This is a genomic window from Prochlorococcus sp. MIT2302, from assembly GCF_059772385.1.
The window spans coordinates 1,620,288-1,640,461 of the sequence record NZ_CM186285.1 but is presented as its reverse complement, the minus strand read 5'-3'; the positions used below and the strand labels follow the sequence as shown (position 1 = coordinate 1,640,461).

Below are 20,174 nucleotides of genomic sequence, written 5' to 3'. Positions count from 1 at the left end.
GAGTAAAAAAGGTAGGCGTGCGACATTCACTCATAGTTAAATCAATAATATTTTTATTACTACATCCCCTAATGATCAATTCTACTTTAAGTAAAAACATAGATAAGCAGTTGCTAAGTAATAAATTGGAGGAAATTCTCAACCTGAATAATGATGATTTACTAAGAGATTTATTTCTAAAAAAATCATTCAATCAATTTAATAAGCGCTACAAAGCTTTTCAGGAAAAATATAAAAATGCTAAATGGTCAATTCAACAAGTTAGAAATGAAACAAATAAATCATTACTAAATGTCAAAATAATATCTACAAGAGAAATTAATGATCGAATTTATAATCTCAATACTAAACAGACTGTTCAATTAGAGACCTACAACAATAAAATCAAAGGATATAAAGTTATTAAAGAAGAATCAATTTTAAGTAGTCAAAAATCACCTTTAATTATAAAAATTCTATCTCCAGACAAAGTTTTTACTGGTCAGAAATACGAAATAAATTTAGTCATTGAAAATCCATTAGACAATGCATTGAATGCTAGTGGAATGATTTTACTTAAAAACGAAGATAATATGAATTTATCAAATGATATCTTTGGGATTAAGCCTAATCAATCAGGTGGTTTATTTAAATATGTTCAAGCGCCCTTAAATCCTGGCTCTCAAACTTTTTCAGCAATCATTACTCATCCTGAAGGTATTTATTCAGTAACAAAAAAAATAGAAGTAGGTCCATAAAAACCTACTTCTAAAAATCATAAAGCCAGATTCAAATTCTTAAGCATCATCTAGAGCAGAAACTCCAGGAAGAACTTTACCTTCCAAAAGTTCAAGACTGGCACCACCTCCAGTAGATATATGAGACATATTTTTAGCTAAACCAGCTTTCTCAACTGCTGCTACTGAATCTCCACCTCCAATAATTGTGCAGCAACCTTGGGAACTTAAATCAGCCAACGTATTAGCTATTGAATTGGTTCCATTTGCAAATTTCTCAAATTCAAAGACACCCATCGGTCCATTCCAAATCACAGTTTTGGAATCTTTCAAGGCGTTCTGAAAAAGTTCAATTGATTCTGAACCAATATCCAATCCCATCCAGCCTTCAGCAATAGAATCTATTCTGGAAACTTTACTGTTTGCATTAGGAGAAAAATCATCAGCCAATACAACATCACTTGGTAACAGGAACTCAACTCCTTTGTCTCTCGCTTTCTTCTCCAAAGCACTTGCCAATTCTAACTTGTCTTCCTCGACAAGACTGTTACCAACAGATAATCCTCTGGCTTTATAAAAAGTAAATATCATCCCTCCACCAACGATTATCTTGTCACATTTATCAATCAAAGATTCCAAAACACCTATTTTGCTGCTTACTTTAGAACCGCCAACTATTGCAGCCAATGGTCTTTTAGGTTGATCTATCGCTCCTTGAAGGTACTTCAATTCTTTTTCCATTAAATAGCCAGCGACACAAGGACTAAGGAACTTTGTAACACCCTCAGTTGAAGCATGAGCACGGTGAGCGGCACCAAAAGCATCGTTTACATATACTTCTGCCAAAGAAGCTAATTCTCTAGCAAATTCTCCATCGTTTTTTTCTTCACCAGCAATAAATCGAACATTTTCCAAAAGGACAACATCGCCATTAGACATCGCATCTACTTTTGACTTAGCTTCAGCTCCTATACAACTTTCTGTTTTTACAACTGTTTTACCAAGCAATTCACTCAGTCTTTGAGCAACAGCTGTCAAACGCATTTTTTCATTAACCTCTCCCTTTGGCCTACCAAAATGAGCAGAAAGAATAACTCTTGCACTCTTCTCAAGAAGGTCATTAATAGTTGGTAAAGCAGCACGAATTCTTGTGTCATCAGTTATCTGCCCCTCATCTCCTAATGGGACATTAAAATCAACTCTCACTAAAACACGTTTGCCGCATAAGTCTTCAGCGCCGAGACTTGACAGGGAACGCTTAGACATAATTTATAGAATTCAGAAAGGAAACTGAGTGACCATAGCTCTTGGAAGGCACCAATTGGGTAATTACTAAGACACAGAAAAAATCTACCTAAACCCTTGAGGAACCAAAAACGATATTTTAAATATTAAAAGCCTTTATTGAAAATAATTAATTACCCCTCAAACAACTGCAGTTACTAGAGAAATAATCTTACAGCAATAAGTTTGGAAATAATTTTTTTTAAAACACGAAATATGAGAGATGTTTTTTCTATGGCTTGTTATTAAATATTGTAATTCTACCAATCTAGATTGATCAATAAAATTGATTTCCCGTCAGGATGTTTAGAATAAATCAATGATTATCATTAACTTACTTAATCATTTCAGATGACACGTTGAACTTAGAAATTTCAAAAATAACCACCCAAAATAGATCAAAATTAACTTTTTTAATTTCGAGATAAATCAATTTCAACCAAATTCTTCTAAATTCCGTGAACAAGCAGCTTATACAATGGTACCCAGGTCATATTGCAAAAGCAGAAAAACAATTAAAGGAACATCTGAATAAAGTTGATCTAGTTTTCGAAGTGCGAGACGCAAGGATTCCTCTCTCAACTTCTCATCCATATCTTCAAAAATGGTTAAAAGGTAAGAAGCAAATATTAGTTATTAATAGAAGAGACATGATCAATATAGATGCCTATAAAGCTTGGGATAAAAAATTAAGATTAGAAGGGAGAGTCCCATGGTGGTGTGATGCAAAAGCTGGAACAGGCGTTCTTCAAATAAAACAAGCTGCCATTCGTGCTGGGCAAGAGTTAAATCAAAGACGTCTCGATCGTGGAATGAAAAATCGTGCGATTAGAGTACTAACTCTTGGTTTCCCAAATGTTGGAAAATCTGCTCTCATCAACAGATTAGTTAAAAAAAAAGTTGTCTCTAGTTCAAGAAAGCCAGGTGTAACTAGAAGTTTGAGATGGGTAAGGTTGGGACAAGATCTGGATCTATTGGATGCTCCTGGAGTTCTTCCACCAAGATTTGAAGATCAAAGTGCCGCGTTAAAGCTGGCCATATGTGATGATATCGGTCAAGCCGCATACGATACGGAACAAGTAGCCATTAACTTTATGAAACTTCTTGAGACATTAGCAAATAAGCAAGAAGCCGGAATCAAGCCAATGTGTCTTCAAAATAGATATGGCATATTTATCAATGAAGTCAATAAAGATAAATCTTTATGGCTATTGTCAGCAGCAAAACGTCACACTTCCGGAGATACTAGAAGAATGTCTCAAAGACTACTTGATGATTTTCGTAAAAATTTATTGGGAAATATTTCTCTTGAACTCCCCTAATGGATAAAGAAATCAGGCTTGAATTTGGGCAAGGCCCAGGCGAATTATTTGAGGGTAAATACCAAAAGCCTTTACCTATGAGGCTAGACAGATGGCTGGTCAGTCAAAGATCTGAACAAAGTAGAGCTCATATTCAGAAATTTATCGAAGCTGGTTTTGCAAAAGTGAACGGTAAAACTGGGAAAGCAAAAACGCCCGTTAGGCCAGGCGACGTAATTCAACTTTGGGTTCCACCACCGGAACCTCTTCCTTACTTAAGACCAGAAGACATTGATTTAGACATACTTTACGAAGATAATCATTTAATAGTCATCAATAAAGCAGCAGGAATAGCAGTACATCCTGCACCAGGTAATAAATCTGGAACTTTAGTCAATGGATTAATCAATCATTGTCCAGACTTACCTGGAATCGGAGGCAAATTAAGGCCTGGAATAGTTCATCGCTTAGATAAAGACACAACTGGGTGCATTGTCATAGCAAAGTCTCAAGAGGCTTTAGTAAAACTTCAAATTCAAATACAAAAAAGAGTGGCCGCAAGACATTATATTGCTGTTGTACATGGAGCCATTAAAGAGAATGAAGGAATGGTTGTCGGATGTATTGGTCGACATCCAAAAGATAGAAAAAAATATGCTGTAGTTAATGAAGATTCAGGTAGATATGCTTGCACACATTGGAAGTTAATTGAAAACCTAGGAAATTTTTCTCTTCTTAAATTCAAACTTGATACAGGTAGAACTCATCAAATTCGTGTTCACAGTGCACACATAGGTCACCCTATTATTGGAGACCAAACTTATAGTAGATGTAAAAAATTACCCATTAATCTTAGCGGCCAAGCCTTACATGCAATTGAATTAGGTTTGATACACCCAATAACGCTAAAGAGAATGAAATTCACAGCTCCATTACCGCAAGATTTTGAGAGACTTTTAAAAGTATTAAAGTCAAACAATAATATTATTTCGGCAATCGAGGGCAAGCCTTAACCATCTTTTGTGTCAGGTGTTGTTGAGGATTATCCAACAAATTTTTACCATAATTCTCTTCAATAATTTTTCCTTTATCAAATACTAATACTCTATGGCAAAAGCCTGCTGCAACTAATAAGTCATGAGTTATAAATAACATGGACAATTTTAATTTTTCTTGTAAAGAGCGAAGTAACTCCAAAACTTCTGCTTGGATTTCTGCATCTAACATACTGACGCTTTCATCACAGATAAGTATTTTAGGGTTAAGTGCCAGCGCTCTTGCAATAACCACTCTTTGCTGTTGTCCCCCTGAAAGTTGAGAAGGTAAACGTTGTTCATACATTTCTGTGGGAGTTAAACCTACAAGGCCTAAAAGATTACGAGCTTTCTCTCTAGCTTGAGATCTAGTTAACAACTTGTGGATAAGAATAGGATCTATAATTGCATCGAGTACTGACATCTTAGGGTTCAAAGCAGTAGAAGGATCTTGAAAAATAATTTGAATAAATTTACGTAATTGTCTCAAAGATTTCTTATTGTAATTTGAAATATTAGATCCAAGAAAAAAAATACTTCCACCTCTTATAGGCAATAAACCAGTCAAAGCTCTACATAGAGTGCTCTTACCACATCCTGATGGACCAACGACGCCAAGAGTTTCACCTTCATGAAGCGAAAAGGTAACTTCATTAACAGCTTTAAGCCAAAAAGTATTGAAGGGCCAAAAGCCTATATTATGCCAACATCTTAATCTATTCACTCTCAATAATACAGTCCTTGTATTCAATATTTCTCTCTCAGAGCCTTCTAATATTCTGCCTGAATCAACTAACCTTTGAGCGATATGAGTTTTTGGATTAGAAATTATCTCCTTAATATTTCCAGATTCTACTATTTTCCCATAATCAAGTATTGCAATTTTATTACACCATTTATATGCCATAGATAAATCATGACTAATTAATAGTAAAGCAGTCCCAATTTCATCGCAAAGAAAACTCAATTCACCCATGATCTGGTCAGCAACTATTGTATCCAAGCTAGTTGTAGGCTCATCAGCAATTATCAAAGGAGGTCTTAAACAAATTGCCAAAGCAATTGCAACCCGTTGTCGCATCCCTCCACTAAATTCATGAGGAAAAGAATTAAATCTCAAAGGATCTATTCCAACTTTATCTAGTAAGCTCTTAGTCTTATTTACTAAAGTACTATTTGTTGCTGACTTATCATGAGCTCTAAAAGTATCAACCAAATGATCGCCAACAGTCATTAAAGGATTTAAACGTGAGATTGGATCCTGAAATATCAATCCAACCTCTGTTCCTCGAATAGTTTGCAAAGAAACCTTATCTTGCTCCAATACATTTTTCCCATTTAAAAAAATCTCACCCTTACAAATACATCCAGCAGGAAGAAGCTGCATTACAGCTTTTGCAACAGTACTTTTCCCACATCCTGATCTACCAACTAATGCAAGCCTATCTCCACGATTCATATTCAGATCTAGTCCGTTTAATATGGACTTAGAACTATTGGGATAGATAGCATTTAGTTTATGTATCCTTAAAACTTCTTTTGATGAATTATTCATAAAAAGGTAGCAAGAAATGTTGAGCTTGAATAAGATAAATTAAGCGCCGGTGCTGATGTCTAAAGTTACCTCTGCACGCAATTCAACCCAGACCAATGTTGTCTGTGATGAATTTTTTGATGGCAAGCCGCAACTCCGAACTCATCAGATTAAAAATATTGATGATTACGAAATTATTTTGCCAGAATGGTTAAAAAATTGCATTAGAAACATTCCCCCTGGGATAGGAGCAAGTTGCCCAAGAGATTCTGAAGCTTTATTAGTTGCTGCTTTTGATCTTGCATTTCAATTACATAAAGGTCAATTCAGAAAAAGTGGGGAGCCTTACATAACCCATCCAGTTGCAGTCGCAGACTTACTTAGAGAGATAGGTGCAAGCGCTAGCGTAATTGCAGCAGGTTTTTTACATGACGTCGTCGAAGATACAGATATAACCCCAGAACAACTCGAAGGATATTTTGGGAGTGAAGTTAGATATCTAGTAGAAGGAGTTACTAAATTAGGAGGAATCCATTTTAATAATCGCACAGAAGCTCAAGCAGAAAACCTACGTAAAATGTTTCTAGCTATGGCTAGCGATATTCGAGTAGTACTAGTGAAGCTTGCAGATAGGCTACACAATATGCGTACTATTAGTTACCTAGGGAAAGAAAAACAAACTCGAATAGCGAAAGAAACAAGAGAAATTTATGCTCCACTCGCTAATCGTTTAGGAATAGGACGTTTTAAATGGGAACTTGAGGACTTAGCATTTAAACTTTTAGAGCCAGATCCCTTCCGAGAAATTCAACAACAAATAGCTAGTAAACGTAGTGAAAGAGAAGAGAGATTAAATACAACTGTTCAATTACTCAAAGATCGTTTGAATTCAGCAGGACTTAATCAATGTGAAGTTAGTGGAAGGCCAAAGCATTTATATGGAATTTGGAGCAAAATGCAAAGGCAACAAAAAGAATTTCATGAAATTTTTGATGTTGCTGCTCTAAGAATACTTGTCTCTGATGTCGAGACATGTTATCGAGCTCTTGCTGTTGTCCATGACACATTCAGACCAATACCCGGACGTTTTAAAGACTATATAGGCCTCCCAAAACCAAATGGGTACCAGTCGCTACATACAGCAGTAATTGGCAGACACAGACCTATTGAAGTGCAAATCAGGACTCCGGAAATGCATAGGGTTTCAGAATTTGGAATTGCCGCTCACTGGAAGTACAAAGAAGGAGGATCTCCTGCCAATCCTGATTCAGAGAAATTTAATTGGTTACGTCAATTGGTTGAATGGCAACAAGAAGATGGCGTAAATGATCATAATGACTATCTTGCATCAATTAAAGAAGATTTATTTGATGAAGAAGTGTTTGTTTTTACTCCAAAAGGAGATGTTTTGGGATTAAGAAATGGTTCAACCGCAATCGATTTCGCCTATCGGATTCATTCTGAAGTAGGGAATCATTGTAATGGTGCGAGAATCAATGATCGCTTATGCGTGCTATCTACACCTCTAGAAAATGGAGATTTTGTCGAGATCCTTACTCACAAGAGTTCCCATCCAAGCTTGGATTGGTTAAACTATGTAGCCACACCCACAGCTAGAAATCGTATCAGGCAATGGTATAAAAAAAGTCATCGTCAAGAAACAATTTTAAGAGGTAAAGAACTACTAGAACAAGAATTTGGTCGTAAAGGGATTGATAATCTACTCAAAGGTGAAGCGATCACAAAAGTTGCTGAAAGATGTAATCTAAAGTCTACGGAGGATTTATTAGCTGCACTTGGATTTGGGGCCTTAACCTTACATCAAGTAATTAATAGGTTTAGAGAAGAGATAAAAATTCAAAACCAACTACCTGAGAACAAATTAAGCGATATCGAGATAGCAAACCAAATTGGATCACAAACAAATCAAGTTTCCAATAAAACAAAAATATCTCAAACAAAATATTCGCCCATACTTGGCCTGGAAGGACTTGACTATAGACTAGGTGGATGTTGCAGCCCTTTACCAGGAGAATCCATACTTGGGACAGTTGCACTTGGAAATCATGGGATCACTATACATCGAACTAATTGTGTCAACATACAATCAGTTCCCGATAATAGAAGACTTTCAGTAAAGTGGAATAGCAATACATGCATCAGAGAAAAGAAATTTCCTATTCAATTAAGAATTGAAGTTATTGACAGAGTCGGAGTGCTTAAAGATATATTAATGAGACTCTCTGATAGAGGCATTAATGTAATAGATGCCAGAGTTAAGACATCTCAAGGTAAACCAGCATGTATAGATTTGAGAGTTGAACTAGAAAGCGTTAATCAATTAGAAATCACTATCAATCAAATACGTTCGATGGTAGATGTCTTAGACATCGCCAGAACAGGAATTAATTAACATTTTAAAGAATCCGATGAAGTGCTACAAAATAGTATTTGAAAGATATAAATTTATTTTTTATCAGAAAGTTTTTTGAGTAAAAAATATGAGCCGAGCCCACCAATAACTCCAGTCAGAAGCCCCATACATATCGAGCCAATTATCAATCGAGAACTTAGGTACCAACCCTGAGACCACAACTCATTTGTAGTTATATGGCTAAAATCTACTATATTTTTATCTTTATTAATGATTAGAGAGCCTATTCTATAATTAAAATAATATAGAGGCACATAAGTCAATGGGTTGCTAATCCAAGTCCCAACAGCTGCAAAAACACTATTCCCCTTGAAAATTTTTGCTAAAAATACTCCCATCAAAGTTTGCAAACCAAAGAATGGAAAGCAACCACTAAATATCCCCACACCCAACCCTAGTGCTCTCTGTGAGGGAGAACCTTCCTGCTTCCAGAGCCAAGAAATAAATTTACGAATTCTTTGTATTAGATTGAGAAAGATTTTTCTCATATTTTAAAAAATCTTGGTCATAAAAAAGAAAACTAAATTTGATCTTAGTGAAGATTGCATGATTATTGCTTCATGAATTCGTTTTCCCCTACTGAAGATACAATTGCTGCAATTGCAACTGCCGTTTCTCCCGGCCAGGGAAGTATCGCTGTCATTAGGATCTCTGGCTCCACAGCAATTGAGATAACTAAGACTATTGTTCATATTCCGGGAAAGCATGATTGGGAAACTCACCAGGTGCTTTACGGACATGTAACCGAATTAAATCAAAAAACATATATCGATGAAGTACTCGTGTTAATAATGAAAGGGCCACGAAGCTTTACAGGTGAAGATGTAGTGGAAATTCATTGCCATGGTGGAATCATTTCAGTCCAGAGGATCTTGGGAAGAATACTTGACAATGAAAACGTTCGAAGAGCAGAGCCAGGCGAGTTTAGCCAAAGAGCAGTTTTAAATGGTCGTATAAGCCTGACTCAAGCAGAATCAATTAGCGAATTAGTGTCAGCAAGAAGCCAAAAAGCTGCAGAACTCGCGATTAATGGAATTGAAGGGAATATTCAAACTACGATCCAATCAATCAGGAAAAGACTGATAGAGCAACTAACTGAAATTGAAGCAAGAATAGATTTTGAAGAGGATCTTCCAAATTTAGATGAAAAAAATGTAAAAAATGAAATTCTCGCAATCAAACAAGATCTTAGAGAACTAATTGATAATGCTCAAAGAGGATGCTGGTTTCGTACTGGCTTAAAAGTTGCATTAACCGGGAAACCTAATGTAGGGAAAAGCTCCTTAATGAATAGGCTTTGCAAGAAAGAAAAAGCAATTGTTACTGACCTACCTGGAACGACAAGAGATCTTTTGGAAAGTGAAATAATACTAGAGGGAATACCAGTAACTTTGATTGATACAGCAGGTCTAAGAGAAACTGAAAATATCATCGAAAGAATTGGTATTTCAAGAACTAAAAAAACTTTAGTTCAAGCTGATCTCATCATATTGATCTTTGATTATTCAAACGGATGGACTAACGATGATGAAATAATACTAAAACAGTTACCCTCAAATATTCCACTCTTAATTGTTGGAAATAAATCTGATTTAAAGAAGAATTATCCTTTTAAAAAAGTTCGAAAAGAGTTATTAGGAAAGGAGAATCTAGTGATCATAAGTGCAAAAACCGGCAATGGAGAAGACGATTTAATTAATTACCTATTAAAAATATGTGGTTCTTCTCAAGCGCATGGTTTAGATATTGCTCTTAATGAAAGACAACTTGATCTAGCAAAGTTAACGATGAAATCACTAGAAAATATTGATCAGGTTTTTGATGAAAACCTCCCATGGGATTTCTGGACGATCGATTTAAGACAAGCTATTAATTATTTAGGTGAATTAACAGGTGATGATTTAACAGAGAGTTTACTTGATAATATATTTTCCAAATTCTGTATTGGTAAGTAATCAAGCAATTTATATGTACTAGTTATTATCGATTGTAAAAATGTAATATAAGTAATAGCAAACTCCTCCAATCAATATAGCAACCATAATGTTAACACTATGAACTACATCCACTTGATCCAAGCAGTAGAAAGTAAATTTATTAAAGCATATTGTTCGCTTACCACAAAGAAAAAATTTTAAAAAATTTCTATTTTCTTTAGGATATTTTAAGCAAAGATAAGTCGATGAATTAAAAATAGAAACAGATATTTTTTTAAATGGTTTTAGCGTTGGTATAGTGATAAATGTATTTGATGTATTGTGGATCTTCGCTCACCAAAGCTGCATAAAATATTAGACACCTGGATTGAGGAAGATCTCGGTGATGGAGATCTCACAAGATTTGTCCTAAACGACAAAAGTGCATCCGCTCATTGGGTCGCAAAAGAGGGTGGGATTTTTTGTGGAGGTGATTTAGTCAAACTAATATTTAGAAAAATTGATCCCCAAGTGGATATTCAACTTTTAATAGAGGATGGTCAGAAATTTGAAAAGAATCAGAAACTCATAGAATTAAAAGGGGCATCCTCTTCCTTAGTAACAGGAGAGCGAGTAACTCTAAATGTAGCAATGCATCTTTCTGGGATTGCTACATCAACAGCTTGCTTGGTAACTACACTATCAGGATCTAATGTGAAGTTAGCAGACACTCGTAAAACGACTCCGGGGCTGAGAATATTCGAAAAATATGCTTTTCATTGCGGTGGTGGAATTAATCATAGACTTGGATTAGATGATGCTGCGATGTTGAAAGAGAATCATATTGAATGGTCTCAGGGAATTAGCGAGAGTATCAAAATCTTAAAAAACACTCTTCCATGGACAAAAAAAATAATTGTCGAAGCAGAAACCCCCTCCCAAGCGAAAGAAGCTGTAGAGGCAGGCGCTGATGGAGTTTTACTTGATGAAATGTCTATTCAAACCATAGAAAAATTAGTCCCAGAATTACGTCAACTATCAAGAACCAGCAATTCCAAATACGTCTCACAAAATATTGTTATTGAAGTTTCTGGAATCGACCCAAGTAATGTATCAGATTATATTTACACAGGTATTGATCTAATCTCAACTAGTGCTCCAATCACTAAAAGTAAATGGATAGATTTCAGTATGCGCTTTGATTAAAAAATGAATAAAAAGTTCTCTGACAACATCCTAAAAACAAAAAAATCTAAAAAGTATCTACCTAAGCATAAACATCATGCTTGAAATATCCGCCAGATTAGAAGAAGCCCTCAATAGAGCTTTCACCAAAGTATTCCCAAAAGAGGATAGAAGTTCAAAAACTTCTTCAATACTTACAGGTTCTAATTTAGTCCCCGCATCCAAGCCGGAATTTGGAGATTTTCAAATAAATTGTGCTTTAGCACTGGCAAAAGAAATAAAACAACCTCCTCGTGATATTGCACAACAAATAGCTGATCAACTACAAAAAGATAATGATTTTATTAAATTATGTAATCCGCCACTCATTGCAGGTCCAGGTTTTATAAACCTATCTATAAATTCAAAAACACTCATATCGGAAATTTATTTTCGTCTAAATGATAAAAGATTGGGAGTCCCTCTAAAACAATTCAGTAGTGAAAAAATAGAAGATGGAAAAAGCAATAATCGCGTAATTATTGATTTTTCCAGTCCAAATATTGCTAAAGAAATGCATGTTGGGCACTTACGATCAACAATTATCGGAGACACGTTAGCTAGGGTTCTTGAATTCTGCGGTTATGAAGTCCTACGACTCAATCATGTGGGAGATTGGGGTACACAATTTGGCATGCTCATCACTCATCTGAAAGAGGTGGTACCAGAGGCTTTACATACAAAAGATGTCGTAGAAATAAGTGATCTCGTAAATTTCTATCGTCAAGCAAAAAAAAGATTTGATGAAGATCAAATCTTTCAAAATAAATCTAGAAAAGAGGTTGTTAATTTACAAGCAGGTGATCAAGAAAGTCTATTAGCGTGGCATTTGCTCTGCAATCAATCTAGAAAAGAGTTTCAAAAGATCTACGATCGACTTGATATTAAGCTGACTGAAAGAGGTGAATCCTTTTATAACAAATTTTTAATAGATGTTATTAATGATTTAAAAAATAAAAATTTATTAGTAAACGATCAAGGAGCTCAATGTATTTTCCTGGATGGAGTAGTAGGAAAAGACGGAAAAGCTCAACCAATAATTATTCAAAAAAGTGACGGAGGTTTTAATTATGCAACTACTGATTTAGCTGCGATTAAATATAGATTAACTACTCCCCCGCTTGGAGATGGAGCATTCCGATTGATTTATGTCACAGATGCTGGGCAAGCATCACATTTCTCTGGAGTTTTTCAAATTGCAAAGCTTGCAAATTGGATTCCTACAGGCTGTCAAATCGAGCATGTCCCCTTCGGTCTTGTTCAAGGAGAAAATGGTAAGAAGTTAAAAACTCGTTCTGGAGAAACAATTAAATTAGTAGATCTTCTAGATGAAGCAATTCAACGAGCAAGAGAAGATCTAAAAAATCGTCTTAACACTGAAAGTAGATCAGAGAATGAAAGTTTTATAGATAAAGTTTCTACGACTGTTGGGATTGCAGCCATTAAGTATGCGGATCTAAGTCAAAATAGAGTTTCTAATTACCAATTTAGTTTTGATAAGATGCTCTCTTTACAGGGGAATACAGCACCATATTTACTTTATGCATTGGTACGAATAGCGGGAATATCTCGCAAAGGTGGCGATTTAAATGTACTAGATCAGAATATTCAGTTCAATGAAGCACAAGAATGGGCATTGATTCGCAAACTATTGGAACTTGATTGTATTATCGCTGAAGTCGAAAAAGAACTGCTTCCCAATCGTCTCTGCGGTTATTTATTTGAATTAAGTCAGATCTTTAACAGATTCTATGATCAAGTTCCTATTCTAAAAGCAAGTGAACCTTCCAGAACTAGTAGACTTGCATTATGCTCTCTCACTGCAGAGACACTTAAACTAGGGATGCATTTGCTTGGCATCCCTACTCTGGAAAGAATGTAATGGAAAAAATAGAAAATTCATTTATTGATCTACCAAATCCCAGAAAAGATATCGAGGATTTACAGCCATATTCAGCACCGCTAGAAGGAAGACGAAATTTACTAAGACTGGACTTTAATGAAAACACTATTGGACCAAGCCCACTAGTACTTAAATCTCTCAGGAACATAAGCAGAGATGAAATCTCTATTTATCCTGAATACTCAGGTTTAAAAGAAAAAGTAGTAGAAACTCTCAAGAAAAAAGATTCAAGAGTGAATATAAAATCATCTGAAATTGGTATTTTTAATGGTGTGGATGCAGCAATAAATGCTATTTTTCATGCCTATGGCGACTTTGATGATGTAATGCTAACAACGTCGCCTACTTTTGGATATTACACTCCTTGCGCACAAATGCGAGGAATGAAAATCAACTCAATACCTTATGAAGGGAAAGACTTTCAATATCCATTTGATAGTATTTGCGAATTCATCAATGAAAGTCATCCAAAAATTTTACTTATCTGCAACCCCAATAATCCTACTGGAACAAGGTTAAGTCCAGAAAGAATTTTAGAAATCACTAAACTTTCATCTAAAACACTAGTTGTTGTCGATGAACTTTATGAGGCGTTTACAGGTGATAGTGTTCTACCAATTGCAAATTTCCAAGAGACACCTAATCTTGTTGTATTAAGATCGCTCTCTAAAACTGCGGGTTTGGCAAGTTTAAGAATTGGGTTTGCCATTGGTCATTCTACAGTAGTTAATATAGTGAATAAAGTTACTGGTCCTTATGACGTCAATAGTTTCGCTGTGGTTGCTGCTTTTGCAGCACTTAAAGATCAACCCTACATTGATTCGTATGTGAGCGAGGTACTTGAGGCTCGTATTTGGATCAAAGATCAATTAGATAAGTACCACGTTAAGCATCATATTGATGGAGGAAACTATTTTCTACTTTGGCCAAAATCAAACCCAAAACAAATTGAGCAAAAGTTAAAGTCATATGGCATTCTTATTAGAAATATGGATAAGAAAAAAGATTTAAAAGGATCTATGAGAGTGAGTATTGGGACAATTGAGCAGATGAAAAAATTCTGGTCAGCTTTCAAGATTGTCGATGAAGTGTAGTTTAGAATAATTTATTACGTCTGTAAAACTCAAGATAATCTAGGTAGCTTGCGCTATCTCCAAGAAATTAGAGAGTAACTTATGACCAGCTTCAGTCAATACACTCTCTGGATGGAACTGTACCCCGTATATGTGCGGATAATCTTTATGAGTTATCCCCATAATCGTTTCATCCTCTAACCAGGCTATAACCTCTAAACATTCTGGAAACCCCTCTCTCTCCGCAATTAAGCTATGGTATCTTGTTGCTACTAATGGATTAGGCAAATCTTTAAATATTCCAGTACCACTATGCAAAACATTAGATGTTTTACCATGCATTAATTCTTTAGCTCTGATTATTTTTCCACCGAACGCTTGAGTAATAGCTTGATGACCAAGGCAGACACCAAGAGTTGGTATTTCGATGGATAACTCAGATAAAATATCCAAACAAACTCCAGATTGATTAGGATCTCCTGGTCCAGGAGATAACAAAATCGCATCAGGATTTAGATCTCTAATCTCACTGATCGTCAAAGCGTCATTACGTTCGACTCTTACTTCTGATGCAATTGGATGTTGAGAAGCTAATTCGCCCAAATATTGAACGAGGTTATAAGTGAAACTGTCATAATTGTCGATCACCAAAAACATAATTTTTAAGCCATTAAATTCCTAACTGCTTAAGTAATGGTGGTAATAATAATAAAACAGCAATCAGCACCGAACTAATTGAAGCTAATAAAACCGCCCCAGCTGAACAATCTTTAGCGATTTGCGCGAGAGGATGAAATCGTTTCCCAATAGCCAAATCAACAACAGATTCAATCGCTGTATTAAGCAATTCAACTATTAACACACTAGTTGCTGTAAGGGCCATTATTGCTAAATCACTTTTATTCAGGCCTAGAAAAAAGCTTAAGCCAAGCGCTCCCAATGCAAAACCAACATGAATCCGAAAATTCCTCTGAGTCGAAAAAGCATATCTAATTCCTTTAGCTGCATATAAAAAGCTTGTTGGAAGATCTTTAGCAATCTTCCATGATGACCTATTATTTGGTCTTGTTAGAGTTTTAGACCTGCCCCAAACTTCACTCTCAGATTCACTAGGAGTTTTAGGAACCATTCTTATCACTATTTATTCCTGATTAAAAGAATAACAGCTAGTTATTCTAGCTACATTAGATTTGTGCTTTATTGACAATTGATATCTATAAGTTGCTCTTGAATCAAAAGCATTTTTTCAAGACTCTCTTCATCACTATGGTCCCAACCCAAAAGGTGTAAAAGGCCATGAGTTGCCAGCCATTTAAGTTCTCGAAATAAATCAATTTTATTCTCTTTGGCTTGTCTGATTGCTGTCGGGACTGAAATAACTATGTCACCCAATTCAATACATTCATTGCTTACATCAAAAAATGTTTCATCAATTATGGGAAATGAAAGTACATCTGTACTTTTTGATTGCCCGAGCCAGGTATGATTCAAATCAAGAATTTTCTTATCATTAGTTAACTCCAACCCCAAGCTAAATTGAGACGCATTTAGGACAATTTCCGGACACTTAAATGTTGAATTTACTTGTATGAATCTAATCCAGCTTCTTATTTCCTCAATCCATTGACTTGGATTTTTCATCAACTCTAAAGACTTACTGTTCACATAAACATCTAAATCTTGAACCGGGAAGGGTGTAAAAGAAAGGTCAACATCTAATTTAGAAGAGCTAGTCGAAAAATTCTCCATAGATTATTGTGGAATATGAGGTTTTCCAAGAACAGCAACTAATAAAATAAATCCAAGAAAACCCAAAGCTGTTAAACCAAAGTGAGAGAGGCTTTGACTACCTTTCCGAACCATATTTTTCATAGCAAGTTTGACAAAACTTGGAGGTGGAGTTGCTTTCTTGGTGACGTCATTAGGAATAATTTTATTATTCATATCTAATTGATTTATTTTTCTTCAATATTTTGCCTTAAAAGAGACTGAATAAAAATATCTATTTCCCCATTCATTACTGAATCTACATCAGTTGTCTCTTGTTCAGTGCGTAAGTCTTTTACCATTTGGTATGGATGAAAAACATAATTCCTAATTTGATTACCCCATGCCGCCTCAACAATATCCCCTCTAATATCTGCAATCTCTGCAGCCCTTTGCTCTACTGCTATCACCATCAATTTTGATTTTAGTAGAGCCATTGCTTTATCTTTATTTTGAAGCTGAGATCTTTCTTGTGTACATCGAACGGCAATACCTGTAGGCACATGAAGAATCCGAACTGCAGTCTCAACTTTATTTACATTTTGTCCTCCTGCACCACCTGAGCGACTTGTCGTGATTTCTAAATCTTTTTCAGGGATTTCAAGTTCAACCTCTTCATCAAGTTTAGGCATAACTTCAACTCCAGCAAAACTGGTTTGTCGCTTTCCATTTGCATTGAAAGGGGAAATTCTGACTAAACGATGGGTCCCTTTTTCATTTTGTAAAAAACCATATGCGTATACACCCTCTATTTCAATCGTGACACTTTTGATTCCCGCTTCCTCTCCCTCAGAAAGTTCATTAATAACAACTTTCATACCATTGTTCTCGGCCCAACGGGTATACATCCGCAGAAGCATTTGGGCCCAATCTTGGGCATCAGTTCCGCCAGCACCAGCATTAATTGAGAGAACTGCACCCTCCTTATCATAGGTGCCACTCAAGAGACGCTCCATCTCCCAACGTTCAAGTTCTTGCTTTAATTTCACAAGTCCATTGTTAGCCTCCTCAAGCATTTCTTCATCAGGATCTAAGTCATACAGCTCTAACGAAAGATTTGCGTCCTCAATAGCACCTCTCCATGCAATGAGTTTTTCTAACTCTGCTTTAACCTCATCAAGTTGACGCATCTGTTTTTGTGCGTTTTTGGGGTCGTTCCAAAAATCCGGTTGCGATGCAACTTGCTCTAAGTCCTTTTTTCTAGCTAGCAATGCAGGTTCGTCAAAGACAATCCTGGGCTGTACCCAGGCGAGCAGTCAATAAAGAAAGGTCTCTTTTAAAATCTGTCAGGTCTTGCAAACGAGGTAATAGAATCAATACATTAAAAGCTATCAGCATATCAACCCAAAAACTATAAATGAACAGATCAATTCACGATTCAGGCACTCCTTCAGTGGAAATTTACACCTGGAGATTTTGCCCATTTTGCCTACGTGCAAAAGCACTGCTAAATGAAAAAGGAGTCCAGTTCAAAGAATATTCTATTGATGGAGACAATGATGCAAGAACAAAAATGTCTGAAAGGGCAGGAGGTCGCAGAACTGTTCCACAAATTTTTATTAATGGAGAAAGTATTGGAGGTTGCGACGAGCTCTACGAACTTGAGAGCAAAAACGAATTAAATGAACTAATTGGAATTGGAAATTGATTCATGCAGCAACTATTTGTTCTAGATCCAATTGAAAATATTAATCCCAATAAGGATTCATCAGCAGCACTTATGCAAGCCGCATCTAGAGCCAACATAGATGTTTGGATTTGCACTCCCTCGGACCTGCAAGCCAGAGGGGACGATGCATGGGTAGTGTCTAATAAAGTCAATTGCGAACCATGGATCACAGTCCATTCATCTCAAAGCCTTCCTTTAAGAGATTTCTCATGCATTTGGATGCGCAAAGATCCACCTGTTGATGAGGCTTTTTTATATGCAACTCATTTATTAGAAGTTGCAGAAAGAGATGGTGTAAATGTAATTAATAAACCTGCATCATTGAGAGCTTGGAATGAAAAATTAGGTGCTTTAAGGTTCAGTGATTTAATGGCTCCCACTCTTGTGGCGAGTCGGGTGGAACAATTAATTACATTTGCAAAAGAGTATGGAGAAGTTGTTTTAAAGCCACTTGGAGGAAAAGGTGGGCAAGGAGTTATACGAATTGCAAAAGACGCTCCAGGCTTAGAGGCATTACTCGAACTGGTTACTTCACAGGAACATTTGCCAGTGATGATGCAACAATTTTTACCAGAAGTAATAAATGGCGATAAAAGAATACTTTTGGTTAATGGCGAGCCATTAGGTGCCATTAACAGACGTCCAAAAAAAGGAGACTTTAGAAGCAACCTCGCTTTAGGTGGAAAAGCTGAGATAACTAAATTAACTCCTAAAGAAATTGAGATATGTGATCATATAAAGCCTGCTTTACAAGATGAAGGACTCTTTTTTGTTGGTATAGATGTTATTGGAGGGATGCTAAGTGAGATTAATGTTACGAGTCCAACTGGCATTAGAGAAGTAGAAAATCTAATGAATATTCCCTTAGCAGATCAAGTGATTAATTATCTTATAAATCATTTGAATAATTAACCCTATCTAAGTTTAACTGATTTCTTAAAACTTCAAATTTCAAAGCCACTTCTTGAAGTTCCCCCTCCACAGTTGAGCCTTTTACTAAGCCAGCACCAGCAAACAATTTCAGTTCATTGCCTTTTACATGTCCATATCGAATGGCCACCCTAAATTCTGAATTTTGATTTTTATCTATCCATCCAATTGGAGAAGCATATGTTTGACGATCAAATGGTTCCAAAGCTCGTAACCAACTCAAAGATACACTCAAAGGCAATCCAGCGACTGCAGGAGTTGGGTGAAGAGCTTGAACCAAGTCAAGAGGAGATTTTTCTTTGACACACGCCTGAATCAGAGTATGTAAATGAATTAAATGACCTTGAGTAATTAATTTTGGTTGAGGAGAATAACTTGCTTTAACACCTTTTCTTAAAAGTTGTTCGACAATAGAGTTAACTACAAAATGGTGTTCTCTTAAATCTTTAGATGATGCAAGTAATTCTTTTCCATCATCACCCTTTTTTGCAGTACCAGCCAAAGCATCGATTACTAATTGATTATTATTGAGACTTATCAATCTCTCGGGTGATGCACCAAAGAACGACTCATCATGATTTTTTTGCCATAGGAACCGACAACTATTAGTTTGCTGAACTCTTAGACGATTAAGTAAGTTGAGTGGATCTAATGGTTCACTTAGTGAAAGGCGTTGTCTTGTAGCCAACACAAGCTTATCCAAATCACCTGAATTGATTAATTCGATCCCTTTAGCCAAGGCATCTCGATATTGAGATTTCCAATCATTAGAACAATTATCCACTAATAAATTTTGATTTACATCATAGAAAGTTCGGACTGGCGATCTATTTATCTTTTCTCGAATTGACCATAATCTTTCTACTGATTCACGAACATCTGAAGGATTTAGGGCAACTGAATTCAAACGCAACCATGTCAATCCATCTTTTGCACTTAATTGCCACTTAGGCAAAACAGCCTGCAGGGAAAATTTATCATCAATGGATTTTTCATGACTCTTGATTTGATCAAAAAAAGAAAATGAAAATAGAATCTTTGCTGCTGTAAATGCTGGACTTGGAGAAATATCTATCAATCGAGTAAAAATCTCATCACTAAACCTTTGTGCATTGTCAAACCTCTTTGGTCCAGATAAATCCAAAGATTGACAATGTCCTCCAGCAGAAATGCACAATTCGGGAGATAGATCCCAAAGAAATCTAAACTGATGGTTTTCAGCAATTAAAGGTAATGTCCTTAAAGGGTCTACTTGACTTACAGGAACAGAAATACTCAAGATACATTCATCAACTTTTCTTGCACTCCATTTCCGAAGAGAACTAACCAAAAGCTCACTAAAGACAGGTTCTAAATTCATAACCAATTAGAGCCTTTAGACACAAATAA

Annotated in this window: 19 protein-coding genes; 10 read left to right on the top strand and 9 right to left on the bottom strand. The window is 35.9% G+C overall.

Annotated elements, in window-relative coordinates; translation table 11 throughout:
* The first annotated feature begins 71 nt into the window (after positions 1–71).
* Entirely contained in the window at positions 72–737 is a 666-nt protein-coding gene (locus AC6EI2_RS09395) for a DUF8623 domain-containing protein (RefSeq protein WP_498462084.1), read from the top strand.
* A gap of 39 nt (positions 738–776) precedes the next feature.
* On the opposite strand, the gene AC6EI2_RS09390 is transcribed toward AC6EI2_RS09395, so the two are convergent.
* A complete protein-coding gene (locus AC6EI2_RS09390; RefSeq protein ID WP_498462083.1) occupies positions 777–1,982 on the bottom strand; it encodes a phosphoglycerate kinase in 1,206 nt (401 codons plus the stop codon).
* 476 nt (positions 1,983–2,458) lie between these two features.
* Between AC6EI2_RS09390 and ylqF the strand changes: the two genes are divergently transcribed.
* Complete coding sequence (ylqF, locus tag AC6EI2_RS09385) at positions 2,459–3,322, top strand: ribosome biogenesis GTPase YlqF (RefSeq protein ID WP_498462082.1); 864 nt, start codon at positions 2,459–2,461, stop codon at positions 3,320–3,322.
* Positions 3,322–4,314 (top strand): RluA family pseudouridine synthase, encoded by a 993-nt coding sequence (locus AC6EI2_RS09380; RefSeq protein ID WP_498462081.1) that lies wholly within the window; start codon positions 3,322–3,324, stop codon positions 4,312–4,314. The genes ylqF and AC6EI2_RS09380 overlap by 1 nt, the downstream gene beginning before the upstream one ends.
* Here the strand turns inward: AC6EI2_RS09380 and AC6EI2_RS09375 are convergent.
* Positions 4,286–5,890, bottom strand: a complete 1,605-nt coding sequence (locus tag AC6EI2_RS09375) for an ABC transporter ATP-binding protein (protein WP_498462080.1) — start codon at positions 5,888–5,890, stop codon at positions 4,286–4,288. The two genes, AC6EI2_RS09380 and AC6EI2_RS09375, sit on opposite strands and share 29 nt — an antisense overlap.
* Before the next feature lie 55 nt (positions 5,891–5,945).
* Here AC6EI2_RS09375 and AC6EI2_RS09370 point away from each other — a divergent pair, with 55 nt between their 5' ends.
* On the top strand, positions 5,946–8,282 hold the full coding sequence (locus AC6EI2_RS09370) for a RelA/SpoT family protein (RefSeq protein WP_498462079.1): 2,337 nt from the start codon (positions 5,946–5,948) through the stop codon (positions 8,280–8,282).
* A 53-nt stretch (positions 8,283–8,335) separates the two neighbouring features.
* Here AC6EI2_RS09370 and AC6EI2_RS09365 read toward each other — a convergent pair whose 3' ends face one another.
* Positions 8,336–8,791 carry a DUF2062 domain-containing protein gene (locus AC6EI2_RS09365; RefSeq protein ID WP_498462078.1) on the bottom strand — a complete coding sequence of 152 codons (456 nt, stop codon included), beginning with the start codon at positions 8,789–8,791 and terminating at the stop codon, positions 8,336–8,338.
* A gap of 72 nt (positions 8,792–8,863) precedes the next feature.
* On the opposite strand from AC6EI2_RS09365, the gene mnmE reads away from it, so the two are divergent.
* From mnmE to AC6EI2_RS09345, 4 genes are all read left to right on the top strand, one after another.
* Positions 8,864–10,258, top strand: coding sequence for a tRNA uridine-5-carboxymethylaminomethyl(34) synthesis GTPase MnmE (gene mnmE, locus AC6EI2_RS09360; RefSeq protein WP_498462077.1), 1,395 nt, complete (start codon positions 8,864–8,866; stop codon positions 10,256–10,258).
* A gap of 303 nt (positions 10,259–10,561) precedes the next feature.
* Positions 10,562–11,425, top strand: a complete 864-nt coding sequence (nadC, locus tag AC6EI2_RS09355; protein ID WP_498462076.1) for a carboxylating nicotinate-nucleotide diphosphorylase — start codon at positions 10,562–10,564, stop codon at positions 11,423–11,425.
* 76 nt (positions 11,426–11,501) lie between these two features.
* Positions 11,502–13,325, top strand: a complete 1,824-nt coding sequence (gene argS, locus AC6EI2_RS09350) for an arginine--tRNA ligase (RefSeq protein ID WP_498462075.1) — start codon at positions 11,502–11,504, stop codon at positions 13,323–13,325.
* A complete protein-coding gene (locus AC6EI2_RS09345) occupies positions 13,325–14,440 on the top strand; it encodes a pyridoxal phosphate-dependent aminotransferase (RefSeq protein ID WP_498462074.1) in 1,116 nt (371 codons plus the stop codon). The genes argS and AC6EI2_RS09345 overlap by 1 nt, the downstream gene beginning before the upstream one ends.
* Positions 14,441–14,479: 39 nt before the next feature.
* Here AC6EI2_RS09345 and AC6EI2_RS09340 read toward each other — a convergent pair whose 3' ends face one another.
* The 5 genes from AC6EI2_RS09340 to prfB form a co-directional block, all read right to left on the bottom strand.
* Positions 14,480–15,076 (bottom strand): anthranilate synthase component II, encoded by a 597-nt coding sequence (locus tag AC6EI2_RS09340; RefSeq protein ID WP_498462073.1) that lies wholly within the window; start codon positions 15,074–15,076, stop codon positions 14,480–14,482.
* Between the two features lie 13 nt (positions 15,077–15,089).
* A complete protein-coding gene (locus tag AC6EI2_RS09335) occupies positions 15,090–15,548 on the bottom strand; it encodes a diacylglycerol kinase family protein (RefSeq protein ID WP_498462072.1) in 459 nt (152 codons plus the stop codon).
* A 68-nt stretch (positions 15,549–15,616) separates the two neighbouring features.
* Positions 15,617–16,168: an rRNA maturation RNase YbeY gene (gene ybeY / locus AC6EI2_RS09330; RefSeq protein WP_498462071.1), complete on the bottom strand. Its 552-nt coding sequence runs from the start codon at positions 16,166–16,168 to the stop codon at positions 15,617–15,619.
* Positions 16,169–16,171: 3 nt separating this feature from the next.
* On the bottom strand, positions 16,172–16,363 hold the full coding sequence (locus tag AC6EI2_RS09325; protein ID WP_498462070.1) for a DUF3285 domain-containing protein: 192 nt from the start codon (positions 16,361–16,363) through the stop codon (positions 16,172–16,174).
* An 11-nt stretch (positions 16,364–16,374) separates the two neighbouring features.
* A protein-coding gene (gene prfB / locus AC6EI2_RS09320) for a peptide chain release factor 2 (RefSeq protein WP_498463478.1) occupies positions 16,375–17,485 on the bottom strand; the annotation gives its coding sequence in 2 pieces (ribosomal slippage) (positions 16,375–17,409 and positions 17,411–17,485; 1,110 coding nt in all).
* A gap of 58 nt (positions 17,486–17,543) precedes the next feature.
* On the opposite strand from prfB, the gene grxC reads away from it, so the two are divergent.
* Entirely contained in the window at positions 17,544–17,834 is a 291-nt protein-coding gene (gene grxC, locus AC6EI2_RS09315; protein WP_498462069.1) for a glutaredoxin 3, read from the top strand.
* A 3-nt stretch (positions 17,835–17,837) separates the two neighbouring features.
* Positions 17,838–18,767, top strand: coding sequence for a glutathione synthase (gshB, locus tag AC6EI2_RS09310; RefSeq protein WP_498462068.1), 930 nt, complete (start codon positions 17,838–17,840; stop codon positions 18,765–18,767).
* On the opposite strand, the gene AC6EI2_RS09305 is transcribed toward gshB, so the two are convergent.
* Entirely contained in the window at positions 18,745–20,145 is a 1,401-nt protein-coding gene (locus tag AC6EI2_RS09305) for an isochorismate synthase (RefSeq protein ID WP_498462067.1), read from the bottom strand. The genes gshB and AC6EI2_RS09305 overlap by 23 nt on opposite strands.
* Positions 20,146–20,174 lie beyond the last annotated feature (29 nt).